Origin of the sequence: Gimesia aquarii (genome assembly GCF_007748195.1) — a bacterium.
Taxonomy (GTDB): domain Bacteria; phylum Planctomycetota; class Planctomycetia; order Planctomycetales; family Planctomycetaceae; genus Gimesia; species Gimesia aquarii.
Window position 1 is genome coordinate 1,695,976 of record NZ_CP037920.1, and the last position, 17,177, is coordinate 1,713,152.

The 17,177-nt window shown below is 45.9% G+C and carries 15 protein-coding genes; 5 read left to right on the forward strand and 10 right to left on the reverse strand.

The genetic code is table 11. The features are described 5' to 3' along the window. Window positions 1-181: 181 nt before the first annotated feature. The 3 genes from V144x_RS06955 to V144x_RS06965 all read left to right on the forward strand — a co-directional run bounded on the left by V144x_RS06955 (window position 182) and on the right by V144x_RS06965 (window position 3,870). Entirely contained in the window at window positions 182-925 is a 744-nt protein-coding gene (locus V144x_RS06955) for an SDR family oxidoreductase (RefSeq protein WP_144983366.1), read from the forward strand. Window positions 926-1,095: 170 nt separating this feature from the next. After that, window positions 1,096-2,730 carry a metallophosphoesterase family protein gene (locus V144x_RS06960; protein ID WP_144983369.1) on the forward strand — a complete coding sequence of 545 codons (1,635 nt, stop codon included), beginning with the start codon at window positions 1,096-1,098 and terminating at the stop codon, window positions 2,728-2,730. Between the two features lie 183 nt (window positions 2,731-2,913). After that, the gene (locus tag V144x_RS06965; protein WP_197998799.1) at window positions 2,914-3,870 is read left to right on the forward strand and encodes a transglutaminase domain-containing protein; all 957 of its coding nucleotides are present in this window, start codon (window positions 2,914-2,916) and stop codon (window positions 3,868-3,870) included. A gap of 89 nt (window positions 3,871-3,959) precedes the next feature. Here the strand turns inward: V144x_RS06965 and V144x_RS06970 are convergent, their stop codons facing one another. Together V144x_RS06970 and V144x_RS06975 are read right to left on the reverse strand one after the other, a co-directional pair. Further along, window positions 3,960-4,745, reverse strand: a complete 786-nt coding sequence (locus V144x_RS06970) for a BPL-N domain-containing protein (protein ID WP_232102745.1) — start codon at window positions 4,743-4,745, stop codon at window positions 3,960-3,962. A 63-nt stretch (window positions 4,746-4,808) separates the two neighbouring features. Then, on the reverse strand, window positions 4,809-6,110 hold the full coding sequence (locus V144x_RS06975) for a carcinine hydrolase/isopenicillin-N N-acyltransferase family protein (RefSeq protein ID WP_144983375.1): 1,302 nt from the start codon (window positions 6,108-6,110) through the stop codon (window positions 4,809-4,811). 277 nt (window positions 6,111-6,387) lie between these two features. Between V144x_RS06975 and V144x_RS06980 the strand changes: the two genes are divergently transcribed. Together V144x_RS06980 and V144x_RS06985 are read left to right on the forward strand one after the other, a co-directional pair. Then, complete coding sequence (locus V144x_RS06980; protein ID WP_144983378.1) at window positions 6,388-6,936, forward strand: hypothetical protein; 549 nt, start codon at window positions 6,388-6,390, stop codon at window positions 6,934-6,936. Window positions 6,937-7,034: 98 nt separating this feature from the next. Next, window positions 7,035-7,595 (forward strand): hypothetical protein, encoded by a 561-nt coding sequence (locus V144x_RS06985; protein WP_144983381.1) that lies wholly within the window; start codon window positions 7,035-7,037, stop codon window positions 7,593-7,595. A gap of 29 nt (window positions 7,596-7,624) precedes the next feature. On the opposite strand, the gene V144x_RS06990 is transcribed toward V144x_RS06985, so the two are convergent. From V144x_RS06990 to asnB, 8 genes are all read right to left on the reverse strand, one after another. Next, the gene (locus V144x_RS06990) at window positions 7,625-9,100 is read right to left on the reverse strand and encodes a sulfatase family protein (protein WP_232102746.1); all 1,476 of its coding nucleotides are present in this window, start codon (window positions 9,098-9,100) and stop codon (window positions 7,625-7,627) included. Window positions 9,101-9,187: 87 nt separating this feature from the next. Beyond that, window positions 9,188-9,802 carry an adenylate kinase family protein gene (locus tag V144x_RS06995; RefSeq protein WP_144983384.1) on the reverse strand — a complete coding sequence of 205 codons (615 nt, stop codon included), beginning with the start codon at window positions 9,800-9,802 and terminating at the stop codon, window positions 9,188-9,190. Window positions 9,803-10,022: 220 nt separating this feature from the next. Further along, window positions 10,023-10,628: a 30S ribosomal protein S4 gene (rpsD, locus tag V144x_RS07000; RefSeq protein WP_144983387.1), complete on the reverse strand. Its 606-nt coding sequence runs from the start codon at window positions 10,626-10,628 to the stop codon at window positions 10,023-10,025. Between the two features lie 350 nt (window positions 10,629-10,978). After that, window positions 10,979-11,977: a polysaccharide deacetylase family protein gene (locus V144x_RS07005; RefSeq protein ID WP_197998800.1), complete on the reverse strand. Its 999-nt coding sequence runs from the start codon at window positions 11,975-11,977 to the stop codon at window positions 10,979-10,981. A 31-nt stretch (window positions 11,978-12,008) separates the two neighbouring features. Then, window positions 12,009-13,010 (reverse strand): NAD(+) synthase, encoded by a 1,002-nt coding sequence (nadE, locus tag V144x_RS07010; RefSeq protein WP_144983393.1) that lies wholly within the window; start codon window positions 13,008-13,010, stop codon window positions 12,009-12,011. An 80-nt stretch (window positions 13,011-13,090) separates the two neighbouring features. Then, entirely contained in the window at window positions 13,091-14,647 is a 1,557-nt protein-coding gene (locus V144x_RS07015; RefSeq protein WP_144983396.1) for a class I adenylate-forming enzyme family protein, read from the reverse strand. A 19-nt stretch (window positions 14,648-14,666) separates the two neighbouring features. Then, complete coding sequence (locus tag V144x_RS07020) at window positions 14,667-14,924, reverse strand: acyl carrier protein (RefSeq protein ID WP_144983399.1); 258 nt, start codon at window positions 14,922-14,924, stop codon at window positions 14,667-14,669. Window positions 14,925-14,973: 49 nt separating this feature from the next. Next, window positions 14,974-16,947 (reverse strand): asparagine synthase (glutamine-hydrolyzing), encoded by a 1,974-nt coding sequence (asnB, locus tag V144x_RS07025; RefSeq protein ID WP_144983402.1) that lies wholly within the window; start codon window positions 16,945-16,947, stop codon window positions 14,974-14,976. Window positions 16,948-17,177: the final 230 nt, after the last annotated feature.

A 17,177-nucleotide genomic window follows, 5' to 3' on the forward strand; every position in this document is an offset into this window, starting at 1 on the left:
CTACATCACCACAATCGTCTTTGGTTAACAAGTTAGAAGTTCTGAAAGTATAATCCCTCCCGTTATAAATCTTCTGAGTTGCCAAATGCGAACCAGCGCCTACAATGCTTTTGCGTTTGGAGACTAAAATAGCGCCAGACCGGTGCGTGTTCACAGCCGAAGTAGAAACAAGGAAGCCAATATGAGCTATGATGTGCGTGACAAGACTGTTCTCGTGACTGGTGCAAATCGAGGTATTGGTAAAGCGATTGTGGAGTCGCTTTTGAAACATGGTGCTGCGAAAATCTATGCTGCTGTGCGGAATGTGGCATCGGCGGCTGCGCTGACTGAGGCTCATGGGGATAAAATCGTTCCGATTGAATTGGATTTGACAAAACCTGATACGATTAAAGCGGCTGCCAGTTCTGCCAGTGATGTTTCGCTTGTGATTAACAATGCGGGTGTTTTGCGAACGTCGACTGCTTTGTCTGAAGATGCGATTGAAGCGTTGCAATTCGAAATGGAAACGAACGTGTATGGTCTCATCCATATTGCTCAGGCGTTTGCTCCTGTGCTCAAAGCGAATGGCGGTGGTGCTTTTGTTCAACTCAACTCTGTTGTTTCAATGAAATGCTTTCCTCAATTTACGACTTATTGTGCGTCTAAAGCTGCCGCTTATTCTGTGACTCAAGCACTCAGTACACTCTTGAAAGAACAGGGAACGGCTGTGTTAAGTGTTCATCCCGGACCGATTTTGACTGACATGGGCCATGATGCGGAACTGACAGAAATTGCAGAGCCACCAGAACTGGTAGGTGAAGAAATTGTTGCGGCACTTAAAGCGGGTGCCGCTCACGCTTACCCTGACTCGATGGCGAAACAGATTGGTGCGGCATACCAGAGCTTTGCAGAGAATGTTGTTGAAGCGGATATGTCCGAAGGTTAAGACTGAACCGTTCACGGTAGGAAGTGGCGGAGTGGGGGGGATCTAGCCTCTTTTCGAATACGATTTGATCTTGCTGGTCGATTATGTTGTAATCATTGGAGGCCCGACTAAATGATTTGACTCATTTAGTCGGGTACTTTCATTTTATTACATCTTTCAGGAATCGGGATATGATTGATCGAAACCAGGCTGGCAGGAATCTTCGCTACACCTCGCTGATCTTGATGCTGGCTATTGGCTGGTTTTGTGTAGTCATTGTCCAAACAGCGATGATCTCGGACCTCGTTGCGTCTGAGAAAAGTGTTTTGCTTGCAGACGATTTCGAATCGTATTCCGGCGGGCAATCAATCATTGCTTCCGATCAGTGGAAAGGTTTTGAAGGTTTTTCCGGCAAAGTCAAGCCGACGGCCATGATAAAAGAGGATGTGGGGATCGATGGCTCAAAAGCTATTGCCGTGTCGCATCCCGAACCGTTTCGGACCGATGGTTGGGGGATCCGCACGCAACTTGCCAAACCGGTTTCTGAAGGTGTCGTGTGGTTACAGTGTCACTTCAAGCCGCCGAAACAATGGAAAAACGGTACATTCTTCGACATGCGTGGTCAGAAAGCGAATGAGGTAATTGCGCGAATCGCCGCCGCTCCTTTTCAGGAAAAAGGTTCGAAGGACACGCAAATGCGCTGGCATTCCGTGTTCAATCGACCCTATTGGCGCCTCTATACAAAGACACCATTCGAGCAACGCTGGCACACCATGACAGCGCGCATCGATTTCGATCTCAAAACCTACGCCTGCTGGGTTGATCATCAAACACTGGGTGAAGAAATGCCATTAACCAGCCAAGCCGCTTTGTCTCATGTCTATCTTGGTGTAGCTGGAACTCCTGATGACCCTGCTTTGATCGACAATCTTCTTGTGTCACGTACGGCGCCTGAAGGATTTGATTTACCACGATTGTTGCCGAAACCAGACCGGGGGTTGATATTTCGTTTCGCTGCCGTGGGTGATCCGCAACTTGGATTTGGTGGTTTTGAAACCGACAAGGCACGTTTCGCCCAGGCGACCGATCAAATTAATCGCTCTGGTGCGGAGCAGACATTTATGCTGGGTGACATGGTTCATGAAAAGAGAGATCTGAAACTCTATGATGCGATGACCGAATTAGTGAAACGGTTTGAAAAGCCGTATCACTATGTGCGGGGAAATCATGAGATTCCTGAACTATTCCTGCGGTATTTCTACCGAGATCTGCATTACTCGGTGGTGCATAAAGGGGTTCGTTTTGTGGTGATCGACGCGGAAGGAAACCATGTTGGCCTGAACGACAAACAATTGGGCTGGATCGAATCAGAATTTCAGAAGGCCGAACAAGCAGGAGAAGAAATCGTGATTGCGCTGCATGTTTCTCCCTGGCAGAATAACGAACGCGGCCGCGGAAAATACAATCAGATTGGGAAAGGCCGCGATCGTCTGCGGGCGATGATGAAACAGTACAAAGTGCTACTCAGTCTGAGTGGTCATTATCATCGGGCCTTGTGGCATGCTGAAGAAGAAGCGACACATTATTTGGTACTGGGGGGAACAGCACTTGTGAGTCAGGGGGCCTTTGGCTGGTGCACGTTCGATGTGTACCCTGACCGGATTGTAGTGCACCAGAAACCCTTACATTTTGCCTATGAAACATCAGATGCGAAGCAGATTCATACATCACGCGGTTGGCTAAGTTACAAAGAACTCAAAGCCAAACATCCCTACGCCCAACAGGGGCCGCTGACAATCAAGCGACATCGGCCGGTGTCTGAGTAATTGATTCAACCTGATGCGTTGTTTGCTTTTTCAATCGTTTGCCCATTGGCAACTAAGAAGGCGGGTTTTACTGGCACCTTCTTTTGTAATAAAAAGCTTGACGTCTGAATCACTAGCAAATAACTTGTGTGAGATGGCGTTCCCATGTTGATTTCAGAATTGTTTTATGGCAGGAGAATACCGATGTGGCGATCACTCTTAATTCTAGTGATGTTTGGCTCTACTTCATTCGCGTCGGAGCCAGTATTTGATTCGATTGACTACACAACACCCTCGAAGTATCTTGCCATGCCTGCGACCCTCGGAGACCGAGAAGCGATTAAGACGCAGGCACTCGCGTTTAAGGCGGATCGTGACCGCAAAACGGTATTGAATGTGCTTAACTGGATGAATACAAATCTGAAATATCAGGCCGATCTGGCTTATCAATGGCGGAACTACGACACAGTGATTCAGGACGGTTGCTACGGAGGCTGTGCTGATTATGCCATTGCCTGCGGTGTGCTATTGAAACATGCAGGTATTCCGACAGTCTGGGTGAAGACAATGGATGTACCATGGATTTGGGATTTTAAGAAAGGCCGTCAGTTCAAGTCTTGGTCGGGGCATGTCTTTCTTGAAATTTATATCGACCAGAAGTGGGTGCTGTTGGATCCTGGTGCGAAAAGGGTCTACGTCGATTACTCTCCCAAGGCGCGTATTCTTCCCGGGAATCGGTTTGCTTATCACAAAGGCAATGATCCCAAAGCGATGATCATGTCTTTGCAGTGGGAAGCATGGAAGCAACAAACGAAGACCTACTTTTCTCAACTTGACGAAGGACTACTTCCTGTCAATATGGCGAGCGCAGACACTCTTGATCCAAAGTGTTTTGTGATTGGAAATTCTCCCTACTACCAGATATTGACAAGAACGGCTCAACAAAAAGGTCTGATCGTTGTTAAGTCATTTAATACACAATACGACACTTACCTTCCGCAAGCAAAAGGTCACACTTTGTATATTCAAACACAAAAGGGTATTCCCATTGTTCCAGTGACTACGCTCGAAAAATATTTCCCGAACGCATCTGATGGCCTTAAGGTCGGTGACATCACTGTAGGGGATACGAAGATTGTCTATACTGATTTCTCGAAGTGACAGCGCTGGTAGTGATGAGGAAACAACTTCTCGAGAGCAGAACGAAACTTACCGTATAATAATGCAACAGAGTTAAGTTACGAGCAGTCTTATTCAGCATTCGAAGCCCAGTAGACGCCGGAGGCGACTAAGGATTTTGGCCCGTTCTTCATTTCGGCATGGGGGCTGAAGCAGATCACGCGGCCTGCTCCGAATTTGGAGCGGATGATGGCGTGAGTGCCGACCATGGCATGTTGCGGGGCTCCGTTGCGGGTGACTTCAGTATTATATCTGGCTAGCACTTCGTAGCCGGGGAGATTCGGTTGATTGTCGGGAACCAGTAGCGGTCCGTTTGCATAATAGATGTCGAATTTTTCTTTTGATTTGCTGAGCACTTCACGGCCTGAGGGAGTTAATCTGATGGAAACCTGTTTTTTTCCTCGTGCCCAGTGTGCTCGATCCCAGACACGCGCATTGATGACTCCCAGTGACCACGTGTAATGGGTAGAAGCAAGATAGGCACCCGCGCAGATTCCCACATAACCACCCCCATTACGCACAAACTTGCGGACGGCGGTGCGCCCTGCTTCTTTAAGTTCTTTGGCTTGACGGCTTCCACTACCGCCGGGGCAGATGAGGACATCATAATTCTGAAGCGCCCCATCACGGATTTCGGCAGGACTGACGATGGTACTCTGAAAACCATAGGTAGGAGTCAGAAACTTCATCAGGTGCTCGGGGCCAGATGATTTGGATTTAGGAAAATCATATATCGCCACGCGCACCAGTTTTGTTGTCTGTGAGGAAGGAATATCGTCTGCCCACATAGTGGCATTGATGAATCCTGTGATCAACACCAGACCTATTCGTAAACCGCAGAGTGGGACACGCCTCATGGTTAGAATCCTTATTATTTTAATACATTCGCAAAGTGTTATGATTTACGTCTCTTGTTTTTATTACGGAACGATAATGGTTTTTTTGACAGGAGCAAAACGCGGCGGTGCCGGGGCTGGTAGTGAGAGCGCCGCCTGTTTCATTTCGCGGAGTTCCTGCTGCATGGCCTTCATTGCCAGCATCGTCATTTTTTTATGGAAACAGGTTAAGGCGTGATCCGAAACACCTTGTTTTCTCCATTTCTCTTGCGCTTGTGAAGTCAACTTGAGAATGTGATCTTCTTGAGGCCAAAGGTCGTTCCAAATTCCTGGCAGGTATTCCGTGTTGATCTTTTTGCCATCTGCTGTTTTGCTCCAGCTTCGAAGGGTTATCGCGATTTCACCAAGCTCGCCCCCTTTGCTGCCAGTGAGTGGGTCAGCAACTTCCATAACGTTAACCCAACAAGGGACAGCAACAGAAAAACTGGGGTTACCGAGAATTGTCCACATGGTCGTCAGCTCTGGTTTTTCACCAGGTTTGATACCTTGAAATACTACCGCTGAGACCGTTGTCGCGCGGCTGATGGTGTTCTTTGTAGAAATCGTGGCTGGTAATGGTTTATCAACTCCATTCACAGAACCGGGGTAGGGCTTGCCATTCTTAGTCGAAAGGTCACGCGTCAGATTACGGATTACATAGTTGAGAGTGATTCCTGAATTTTTTTGAGATTCAAAACGCGAGCATGCCTGGATGTAGCGATTTGCAGAGTAAATGCTGGCCAGCTGCTTTTTAGTTGGATTGGTTGGCAGCTCCTGGGCTGTGGTAGAGAAGTTGGAACGCACAATATAACCGTTCGGGGCATCCGTAGGATCATTTGCGTCAAACATGGTGTAGGTTTTTGGCCCTGTCTCAAACAGTGCAGCGCCTCCCTCTGCATCGATGACACCAAAATTCGCTGCGGTGCGGCGGCCTGTTTGGTTCGTCTGTTCAAGCAACTTTTTGAAATCGGCGACCGTCTTACAGGTTTCCAGCGCACGTTTCATGAAACGGCCATTGGTGTCGCCTTTGGTCTTATCGGAATCGCGCAGATCTTTACTCAGTGAATTTTCGATACAGAACCCGGCTTCATTCACACCCATATAAATCGATTTGCGGCTGCCTGCATTGACCACTCCTATTGCGTGCAGAGTCCCTTCTTTAAACAGCACAACTTCGTTGTGAATATTTGAAGTGTCCCGGTTCTTCCAAAGCAGAGGACGCCCATCAACGGTGGCTTTGCTGCTAATGACGGCCGTGGTACAAGCCACAGTGGTTTTAGGGATCAATTGAAAGGCGAGTGTCGCGGCAAAGAGGATGCGGATAAAGTGAGAGCCGTTGGCGTGCATACTTTGAGTATCCTTGTGGTAGGGATTGCTGAGGGCTTTCAGATGTAATCAAATTAGAATGAATATTTTGTATTGTAAGTGTTTCTATCTCAAGCGAATTCAAGGGCTTAGAAGCAACTTACATGAAATCTTCATATTAGCGTTGAATTTGTGATACCGCAAAAACTTTTAGTGGCAATTAGGTGGCTGGAGAAAATGTTCTATAAAAAATGAGCGAGATGCTTTATTCTTGAATACGTCTATGAAGATACTAAATAACTTCTTTTGAAAGAAGTGTATGAAAAAATCAAATTGTGAGTTGATAGTAGGAGAATTAGCAGACCATTTATTGGTTTGTGGATTAGATGATGAATTTTGTGAACTTGCCAGACAAAAACAGCGAGGTTTACGTTTGGATGATTTGAAAGAACTACAAAGTATGTTTCATCATCCGCCGGAAGAATCAACAAGCTATAGTATTGAAAAGCATGGACTTGGTGGGTGGCTTAGTGCTTGTCAATTTTCAATTTTTGAATTGATTTATAATTTTGGTGAAGAAGCAATTCCGTTCATTCGAAAAATTGCCTGGGGTGAATACGATTGGACTCAAGGCAATGCAATTGAGCTACTGATTCGCTTTGCTGCAAACGGAATTCAAAGAGAGGATCTAATTCAAGAGATCAAGGAGGAGTTTCCAAAAATTCGTTTCGAAGCAAAACTCTATTCGATTGAACCATTGCTTTCTAAATTGGAATCGAGTCCTGATATCAAATTAGTCTTTGATGAATTAATGGCTATAGAAGAATTCAAAGAATGTTATACAGAGTTAACAGAGGATGATGCATAACAGAAGCATCAGGCGATTAATATTGCAATAGTTAAAGAATCCTGCTAACTCAGAATGCAATAATTTACTTTGAGAAATAAAATTGAGACGGGGGGAGAATGGCAATTATCTTCGAACTATATGTTGACTGTAATACGCCAGAAGAACTTGCAGCAATGAAAACACACTTTTCCGGATTCACTTTGGAGTTAATGACAGGTAAAAAAACAGAATGGGAGTTTGATTGTTCTCCTGATATATGGGCAGGCACCTATGATCTCCATGCATTTGGTTTATGGTCATCCGATTTAAGCAGATCGGGAGTGAGGTCATTAGTTGATGCAATTGAATGTACTGAAGCAGGGATACGATTATATAAACATTTGTGCGATGGACCTGCATTTCAGTTTGCTAGAGTGGCTTGGGAGGCAGACCTTATTTGCAGGCCTGAGCTTGAAAAGTACCTGGAGCCATTGGAGAGTAGCTCAGAGAAGCGTTTCTGCGTCGAATGTGTGTTGTCTGAAACACTATATGAAAAATTGGGGAAACCAAAAAATATGGATGAGTTTAAGCCCGATTATTACTGGACAGGTTATCGAGGCGAGGAATATCGTCCTTTGTGGAGCAGCGATCAGCGACAGCTTTGGGATCTTTATCGCGAGTGTTTTCCTAAATCTTGAGATAGAATGAATGAGGTATTGATGATTTATCACTCCACGCGCCCTGGCTGGCGGTTGTTTTTCCCTTTGCGTTTGGTGCCGGAATCACCGAGGTCTTCGCGGGCTTTTTCTGCAAGGGCGGTTAAGTGTTTGACGACTTCGGGATTCTGATCAGCCACGTTTTTACTTTCGCTGATGTCATTGCTGAGATCATACAAAGCCAGGCCGGTTTTCTTTTGAACGTAACGACCGGGAGTACCACCGCTACCAGGTTTGTCTTTCAGGCTACGGTAAGGGTGAGGGAAGTGTAGTTTCCATTTACCGCTACGGACGGCGTTTAAGTGCCTGCCCCAGTAAAAGAGCAGGGCTTCGTGTGGTGATTTCGCTCCTTTTTCTCCCGACATTAAGGGCCAGATATTTTTGCCATCGATGATGCGGTCGTTTGGTACTTTTCCGCCTGTCAGGTAAGCAATTGTGGGCAATAGGTCAATTGTCATCGCCATTTGATTACAGACCGAGCCAGCCGGTATTTCTCCGGGCCAGGCCATGATACAAGGTTCGCGTTGACCGCCGTCCCAGGCCGTTCCTTTGCCTTCCCGTAAGGGTAGGGCTGAGCCGGCATGATCGCCGTAAGAAAGCCAGGGGCCGTTGTCAGAGGTAAAGATAACAAGTGTATTTTTCTCAAGCCCGTTCTCTTTAAGCGCCTGACGAATTTGACCAACAGACCAGTCGATTTCCATAATTACATCACCATACAATCCCTGTTCAGATTTGCCTTTGAATTTCTCGCTGACAAACAACGGTACGTGGGGCATGGAATGCGGGACGTAGAGGAAAAATGGTTTGTCGTGATTTTGGTTGATGAAGGCGACCGCTCGTTCGGTGTACCAGGTTGTGAGTTGTGCCTGCTCTTTGCCTGTGACTTTCGGATTGATAATGGTTTCATTTTCCATTAATGGCAGATCGGGAAAGCGTTTACCGGCGGTCGGATGGAAGGGCCACATATCGTTGGAGTAGGGGAGACCGAAATAATCGTCGAAGCCATGTCTGGTCGGCAGGAATTCCGGGAGGTGACCGAGGTGCCACTTCCCGTAGATAGCGGTTGCGTAGCCTTTCGGTTTGACGACTTCAGCAATGGTGGTTTCTTCGGCATTGATCCCGATCTTGGACTGGGGGCCGAGTGCACCACCAATGCCCACGCGGTTCGGATAGCAGCCGGTAAGCAACGCGACACGCGAAGCAGAGCAGACCGCCTGGGCCGCATAAAAGTCGGTAAACCGAACCCCCTCTTTTGCCATTTGATCAAGGTTGGGAGTTTTGATATTAGGTGATCCGAACACACCGACATCCTGATAGCCCTGGTCGTCGGTGAAGATAATCACGACATTAGGGTGATCTTTGGGGGGGCGTGCGATAGCAGTCGCTGATTGCATGCTCAGAATGGCAATCATAGTTAGCAGCAGACAGAAGCCGGGTAATCGTTTTGGATTCGACAGTCTGGAAGATCGTGTTACAAAACTGAGCATGAGCCTGTCCTCTGGAAAAGGGTTCGAGATAAACTATCTCATCTACCTTAACTGAGTGTGGCTCTATTTTTCAATGGTCGATTCAGTTTACTCCCCGCGAAAGTGAGCATCCTGTACGGGAACCAGATGTTCCAGGCAGGCATATAATACACCAGCAGGCGAGCCAATAGCATCAAGATGTGCAATGATCTCATCGGGATAGCAACTCAGGACTTGTGCCGATTCTTCGCGATAGACTTCAAAACGGTGTCTGATCACTTTTTCATTCGCGTCATCAGCCCGGTTTTCACGAATCGCACGATGGCGGATACGGTGGATCATTTCCTCTTCATCGCTACAGGTCAGGTGTAGTACTTTTAGAACCTCAATATGTTCTTCCAGTATTTTTGCCTGTTGAATATTTCTGGGAATTCCATCCAGAATGAGAATGTCTTTGCTTGGCTTATAAAGCGAGAGGGTAGCGCGGGCGTCGAGCCCCTGTTTCCAGATGCGGATACTGAGTTCATCAGGAACTAAATCTCCACGAGAGCTGTATTTATAAATTTCCTGACCTTCAGGAGATTCAATATCGATGGAGCGAAAGACATCTCCACTTGAGAGGTGAAAGAACCCGGGAATTTGTCCGAGAATTCTTCCCTGCGTTCCTTTACCAACTCCAGGAGCACCAAACAGTAGGACGGCTTTTCGACGTTCCGTCGCCATGGGTATGCCTCTTTGTTTCAAGGCCGAAATATATGGTTCAGTAACCACAGCGGTTACTGCATAATCATTCAGAAAATAATAACCAGAAGATTTTGATTACAATAACGTCTTGTAAATGAATTCTCACCCCTCTGAGGGGAAGTTATTAAAGAAGGTAAATAAAAAACACTCCGAAAACCAAAACGCTTTTCGGAGTGTTAAATTGATTCGTTCGATTCCCTTAACGAGAAATCAGAGCCACGACCTGACCAACGTCAACGGGCAGGCTGACATCTTCAAAGCCAGGAGCTGTGACAACATTTGCTTCCAACGCTTTTTTATCCAGTGTGATCCAGGCACAGCCAGGGCGACCTGATTCGACTAACTCACCATACAGCTTTTTGAGGTTAGGACGGTTTCGGATCGAGATCACATCACCTGGTTTTACCCAGATAGAAGGTTTATTCACAGTTTGTCCATTTAACTGGAAGTGTGAATGCACAATCCCCTGTCTTGCTTGTGGACGTGTCATTGCAAAACCAGCACGACAGACGACATTATCCAGGCGCCGTTCACAGAGAATCAAAAGCTCTTCACCGGTGTTGCCTTTGGTGCGGCGCGCTTTGTCGAAGTAGCGACGCAACTGACGCTCACGCAAACCATAGTAGAATTTAATCTTTTGCTTTTCGATTAAGGCCAGACCATAGTTGGAAGCCTTTCGACGACGTTGTGACATTCCGGGGGGAAGATTTCGATTGTCTAATGCACGCGTTGCACCTGCATCTTCAAAAACCAACGCTCCTAAGCGGCGGTTTACTCGTCCCTTTGGTCCTGTATAACGACCCATTCAGTGTTTCTCCCACATTAATCAGTGTCGCCGTATAATCAACTTGTTGAACGGCAAAGACTTATTATTAAACTCTGGTCGATATAAACTATTTTCTAATAACAGTTTACACATGGTAGCCAAGAGGACCAGAATCGAGATAGCGATCAGGATTATGATATTCGTCACGATGTTGCGCGTACCACAACCTTTAAAGCGGTCCGCTGTTATCGCAAATTAGGCGAGAATCGTCAACCAACTGGACTGAAGGATCACAAATTCTCGGAAAATATCAGCAAAGAATGATGAAGGCGTGAATATTACACAGAGATAGATCAGGCGATCCATGGGTCTGTTTGTATAGTTTCTGTTTAGCAGAAGACTTGTGGAACCGAAACCGAGGCCCGAAACAGTTCGTCTGGTTCTTCGGATTCGACTGCAATGCGTGGAATATCAAGGTTGTCATGCGAGTCGAGGCGAGAAAACCCGCCGTAATAGCTAAAGCCCCAACGGTAACCAGCTTGTTCCAGGCAGGCTCTGGTTTGCTCGTTAAAACAATCTTTGCCTCCGACTGGATAACTGAAGGCGGAGATGCTTTGGCCAATTTCCGTTTCGATTCTTTGTTTGCAGGTTTCAATTTCGTGCCGTTGTATTTCTGCAGGGTGATTTGCCAGAATGGGATGATTTACCGTATGGCCGCCGAAGTCCATGCCGGCGTCACGCATTTCGCGAACCATGTCCCAGGTCATCCAGATTTGATCTGCGATATCTTGAGGACAGCGCCCCGATCCTGTCGCCTCTGCCAGAAAGTTCAGATAGTCTTCGGTTTTCTTTCCTGGCAGCTTTTTGAAAACGCTCAGTAATGTTTTTATAGACCGATCTACTTCGTTTGATTTTAGTGAGACAGATTCCTCTGTCCATGGATTCTCAGGAATTACTGTTTGAGAGGCGCAGCGCACCATCCAGGAAATTTCATCCCACCAGGCCAACTTTCGTTCGTCGAGAAATCCTGTCGTTAAAAAGAAGGTGGCGGAGGAATTGTGAGCTTTGAGAATGGGAAAGGCCCATTCGTAATTGTCTCGATAACCATCATCGAATGTAATCAGAACATAGCGGCCACGTCTCTGATTCCAGAGGTCGTCCAAATCCCGAATACGAATCAGGTCATAGTTTAATCCTAGAAAACGAACCTGTTGTTCGAAACTTTCAGCAGAGGCGCTCCAGAGATCATGATCAAATAATGATCCATTACTCTCACCCACCCGATGGTAGTTCAGAACAATCAGCCCATTCCAGAGCGGAGTTGTGCGCGCGAGTCTGTTTAACCCGGTCCAGTCTAATGCCTTGGCTAGTAATTCTTTTTTACTCACAATCCGGCTTCCTTTTTCCAAAATCGTCAAGCTAAACTGTTGTGTCTACTAAAACTGGTTCAATGATTTGAGGTGACATGTGTAAATAGCGACTGGCTTTTCGCTTGGATTCGATATCGCCGTAAACCAGTTCCACCTGTTCTGTCGGCAAGCCGATTCCCTCTGCGACTGATTCGGCAGAAAAACCATGATTTAAACCATAAAGACAGCAGTCCAGTTTGTCATAAGAGACAGCAAAGTAGAACTCTTCCTGCGATTGTTCCAGTGAATAAGTATCAGTTGTGGGAGGTCGCATGCAAATGAGCTCTGGCACATCGAGATAGGCAGCCAATTGATAGACCTGTGTTTTGTAGAGATGTGCAATCGGTTTCAAATCGGCTGCACCATCACCATTTTTTACAAAGAATCCCTGATCGTATTCGAGTCGATTCGGAGTTCCAGGTACGGCGTAATTCAAACGATCCGCATGATAATATTCCATCATTTTGCGACAACGTTGTTTGAAGTTTGTCGCAGCCACAATGGTTTGATAGGCGGATAAAGGCAGACGTTTCTTAATGAGTTCACCCGAGGGAGTTTGTACAACAACAGAAAAGACGCGGTACCCCCCTTCTTCAAGTAGATTGGGAAGTACAATTTTTGACTTCCAGTCTGGTTCATATTCAGGAATCACTTGTTTGATGGCAGCATCGCGGCGTTCATAACAACCTGCGCCTTGTAGCATAGGGGAAATATTCTCGACGATGGCTTCCACATCAAAATGATCTGCCAGCAATTGTCCATAGGTCAGGCTTTCATCTTTTGTGTCGTGCTCAGGCATCATAATTCCCAAAACACGGTCTTTTCCAAACGCACGCGCACAAAGAGCTGTTACCACACTACTGTCAATGCCTCCCGATAAGCCCAGTACGGCTCCTTTTTTTCGCATTGTTTTGCGAACGGTTTCTCGCATCCATTGAACGATGCGCTCTGTTTCAGTTGCACAATCAAGGTTGAGTAATTCTGGACTGAATGTTTTCGTTTGGATGTTCATCTTGATGTTTCTTTCTTATTTGCTGACGACTTCGTTCAACAAATCTTTGTTTGTATGAGAGTAATGATGTTTGTTGCGAGTTAGGGAAGCGCTAACTGTTTTTTGTCGACCTTGCCATTGGGTGATTTTGGTAGTTCATCACGGAATTCGATTGTTTTGGGGACCATGAAATCCTCCAGGTGTTTACGACAGTAAGCCAAAACTTCTTTTTCGGATAATTCCTGGCCAGGCATCAGTGTGATGATTGCCCGGATGGATTGCCCCAGAACTGGATCAGGATCACCCATGATGGCGGCTTCAGAAATACGCTCATGTGCAAAGAGCACATTTTCAACTTCTTTCGGGCTGACTTTTTCACCGCGACTTTTGATGATGTCATCTCGTCTGCCGACGAAATATAAATAGCCTTCTTTATCCATGCGGAATAAATCACCAGTGTAGAGATACATTTCATTGGGAAGCTCTGCTGGTCTTAAGCGTTCTGCCGTCTGTTCAGGAGCTTTCCAATAGCCTTTCATTACGTTGGTACCGCGTACAACTAGCTCGCCGACACGTTCCGGTGGCAGTCGATGTCCCGCATCGTCCACAATAAATACTTCCGTATCGGGCATGGCGATGCCCACTGATCCGGTCCTGATATCGACCTGGTCCAAGGGAAGGTAAGAGACCCTTTTGCATTCTGTGAGACCATACATGGAAAAGATCTGCAGGTGCGGCAGACGTTTTCGGAAAGTCAGAATATGTTCGGTTGGCAGGGCAGCGCCGGTATTCGTGATATATCGTAGTTTGGAAAAATCGTACTTCGATAAATCCATTTTCAGCAGAATGGCAGACATGGTGGGGACCAGCGGAAAACCGGTCACTTTTTCGTCAATAATTCTCTGTAAGACAGCGTGTGGATAAGTAAATGATTTTTCCAGTACCAGTGTGGCGCCCACACGAAACGCCATCAGTAACTGGTAAAGTCCGTAATCAAATGAGAGTGGAAGAACATTCAAAATAATGTCATTCGACTCATTCATTAAATAAGTCGTGATGGAACGTGCAGCAGATGTCATGTTGAGATGAGTCAGCATTACACCTTTGGGGTTTCCGGTTGAACCCGAAGTATAAACCAGAGCTGCTAAATCGATACTGATCGCAGTAATGTGTGGTGGCGTAATACAATCTGCAAATTCAGCCTGAAGCTGTGTCCAGAGTTCAAACTGTGGCGTTTGCAGGTCGTTATCTACCTTATGTTCTGAGTCAGATCCGACTGTAATCACTGTTTTCAAATGTGGTAACAGGTCGCTGTGTTCAAAAAGTGTGTTACGTTTTTTATCGGGTATGATCAGCGCGTGTGCCTGACAGTTATTCAGGACATAGGTCAATTTATCAATCTTTGTGGTGGGATTCACCATCACAAAGACACCTCCCGCTTTTAGAACTGCAAAGACAGCGACAGTGGCTTCGAGTGTATTCTCCAGATGGATGGCAACTCGGTCGCCTCGCTTTAGTCCTCGCTGCAGTAATGCATGTGCGAGGCGATTGCTTTGTTGTTCTATCTCCAAATAGGTGCATCGCCTCTGATCAACGATCAACGCGATTTTATTGGGATCAAGTTGGGCACTGTGTTCTAGAAATGATTGCAGTAACAACGACCTGCTCCTTGAAAAATTAAGCTAATTCTTTCAGCTTGGATTCAATGAATGTGATTAACCGATCTATTGAATCCAGGTTTTCAGGAACCAATTCGTCATCGTCGACTTCTACAGAATATTTTTCTTCAATAAAGGCGACTAATTCCAGAACACCCGTTGAATCGATAATACCTGTTTCCAGAAATGAATCATCGTTGTTTAAAGATTCAGGGTTTTCGTCGAACAAAAAATTCTCTGCAACAAAATCCCGAACTTCAGACTGTATCGAACTCATTTTCTATCCTTTACTCAGTTAATAAATATAAAAGTAACATGTGCTTTGTTTATGCCAGTAACTTCGCAATAGCAGAGTCATTATTTCCAGACACAGTTGGTTGTCTGTTAATCATTTCTTCAACGAGAAGTTGTGTAGAAAGGATACCCACGAGTGCCATGTTGTCGCGTGTGCCGATCGCACGACCCTGTTCGATTTTCTTTACCAAACGCTGAACTGCGGTTGGATTAAATAATCCGTTTTCTTGCAGTTTGTTTTTTGATAAAAGTTGATTTACGTATTCGAACCGGGCTCTCTGTTTTTTTGTATCAATGAAACTATGTGCTTCTGGCGCACGATAAGGTTGTTTGGGACGTTGTCGAATACTTTTGGGAATCAGGTCACGCAACGCGTACTTCAGAAGGTACTTTTCATTTAATCCATTCATCTTAAAACGAATAGGAATACGTGCAGCGAATTCGACCACACGGTAGTCTAGAAACGGGAATCGGCCTTCAACAGAATTTCCCATCGCCATGCGATCGCCTTGTGACGACAAAATATAGCCCGGCATCAGGTTTACCGTTTCGAGGTACTGGGCCTGGCAGAATGATGGCCATTTTGAAAACTGTTCCGGTAATTGGTCTGAGAAGTCTGATAACGGATCATTGTTTATCAGATGTTGTTTCACGTCGTTGCTGAAAAACGTTTTCAATTTGGAAGTTAATTCCCAGCGTGGCAAATGTGAGAAAAATGGGCTGTTAATGTCTTCGGGACGAATATTGAAAAACGCTTTCAGATAAGCGGGCGATTGTGCCTGCAGATTTTTCATATAAGGATAAAGACGCTTCAACAGGAGGGGGCGAATTTTTGAATCGGGTTGACGACTCCAGAAACGCCGAATTTTGGTTTCTTTGAATAAATCGTAACCGCCCAGGATTTCGTCGGCTCCTTCACCGGTCATCACAACTTTGAACTGATTATCGTGTACCAGCTTTGACAGCAGGAACATGGGGGCAGGAGCAGTCCGCAGGACCGGCTTTTCCGTATGCTGTATCACTTGCGGAAAGACTCGTCCGATGTCGTCATAAGAACAGCAGACGGTTTGGTGCTCGGTTCCCAATTCCTGAATCATTTCCTGTTGATAACGACTTTCATCATACTCTTTGTCCTTAAACACAACAGAGAATGTATTTAAGGGGGCATTGGTGTAGTTTCGAATGATGGCTGAAGTGACGGATGAATCCAGGCCGCCACTTAGATAAGCACTCACATGAACATCCGCCCTTAAGCGTAACTGCGTAGCATGAATCAGCAAAGCACGCAGTTCCTCCGCCCAGTCATCAAGTGAGCGTGTTTCCTCGTTCGGACTATAATCCAGTTTCCAATATTGCCAAATTTTTAATTGATCATTTTTGACGATCATTGAGTGTGCGGGGGGTAATTCCAAAACGTTATCAAAAAATGTTCGTGGAGAAAGTGGCGACCAGAATGTAAATAACTGGTTCAATGCGGTCAGGTCTGTTTTTCGTTCCACATCCGGTAGTGTGAACAGTGCTTTGATTTCTGAAGCAAAAAGAAATCGTGATGGTGTCTGTGTATAAAAGAGAGGTCGAATTCCCATACGATCGCGCGACAGAAAAACCTCCTGTCGTCGTTCGTCATGGATCGCGAAGGCCCATTGTCCATTCAATTGTTGAACACAGCCAGGACCATATTCCGCATACATATACAGAATTACTTCCGTATCGGAATGGGTTTGGAACTGATAGCCTTTGCTGGCAAGTTGTGCCCGAAGTTCAATGTGATTATAGATTTCACCATTGAATGTAATGGAAAGCATTCCATCGGCAGATTGCATCGGCTGTCCGCCCCCAGCAAGGTCAACAATGCTCAGGCGACTATGCGCGAATCCAACAGAGCCGAATGTTTTGATTCCTGAAGCGTCAGGACCTCTATGATTGAGAGTGCCAATCATAGACTGTAATTCGGCCTGTCTGACTGGAAGTCGGTCAGACTGAATGATTCCCGCAATTCCACACATTTAATGATCCGATACTCTGTTGAAGATAGACCTTACCTGCAGAGAGACCTATATCTCTCACGGAAAAAATTTAGGTCACGTCAAATTCAAGTCAAATCGTATGTCTTTGTTCTCACAGACGTTCGTAAAAATATACGAGGACGTCTTCCTTTTGATGATTAATCGGTATGAACAGTACAAACTGTCTGATCGTTACGGTGTTCGATTTCCGGTCCTGCGTATGTGGTGTC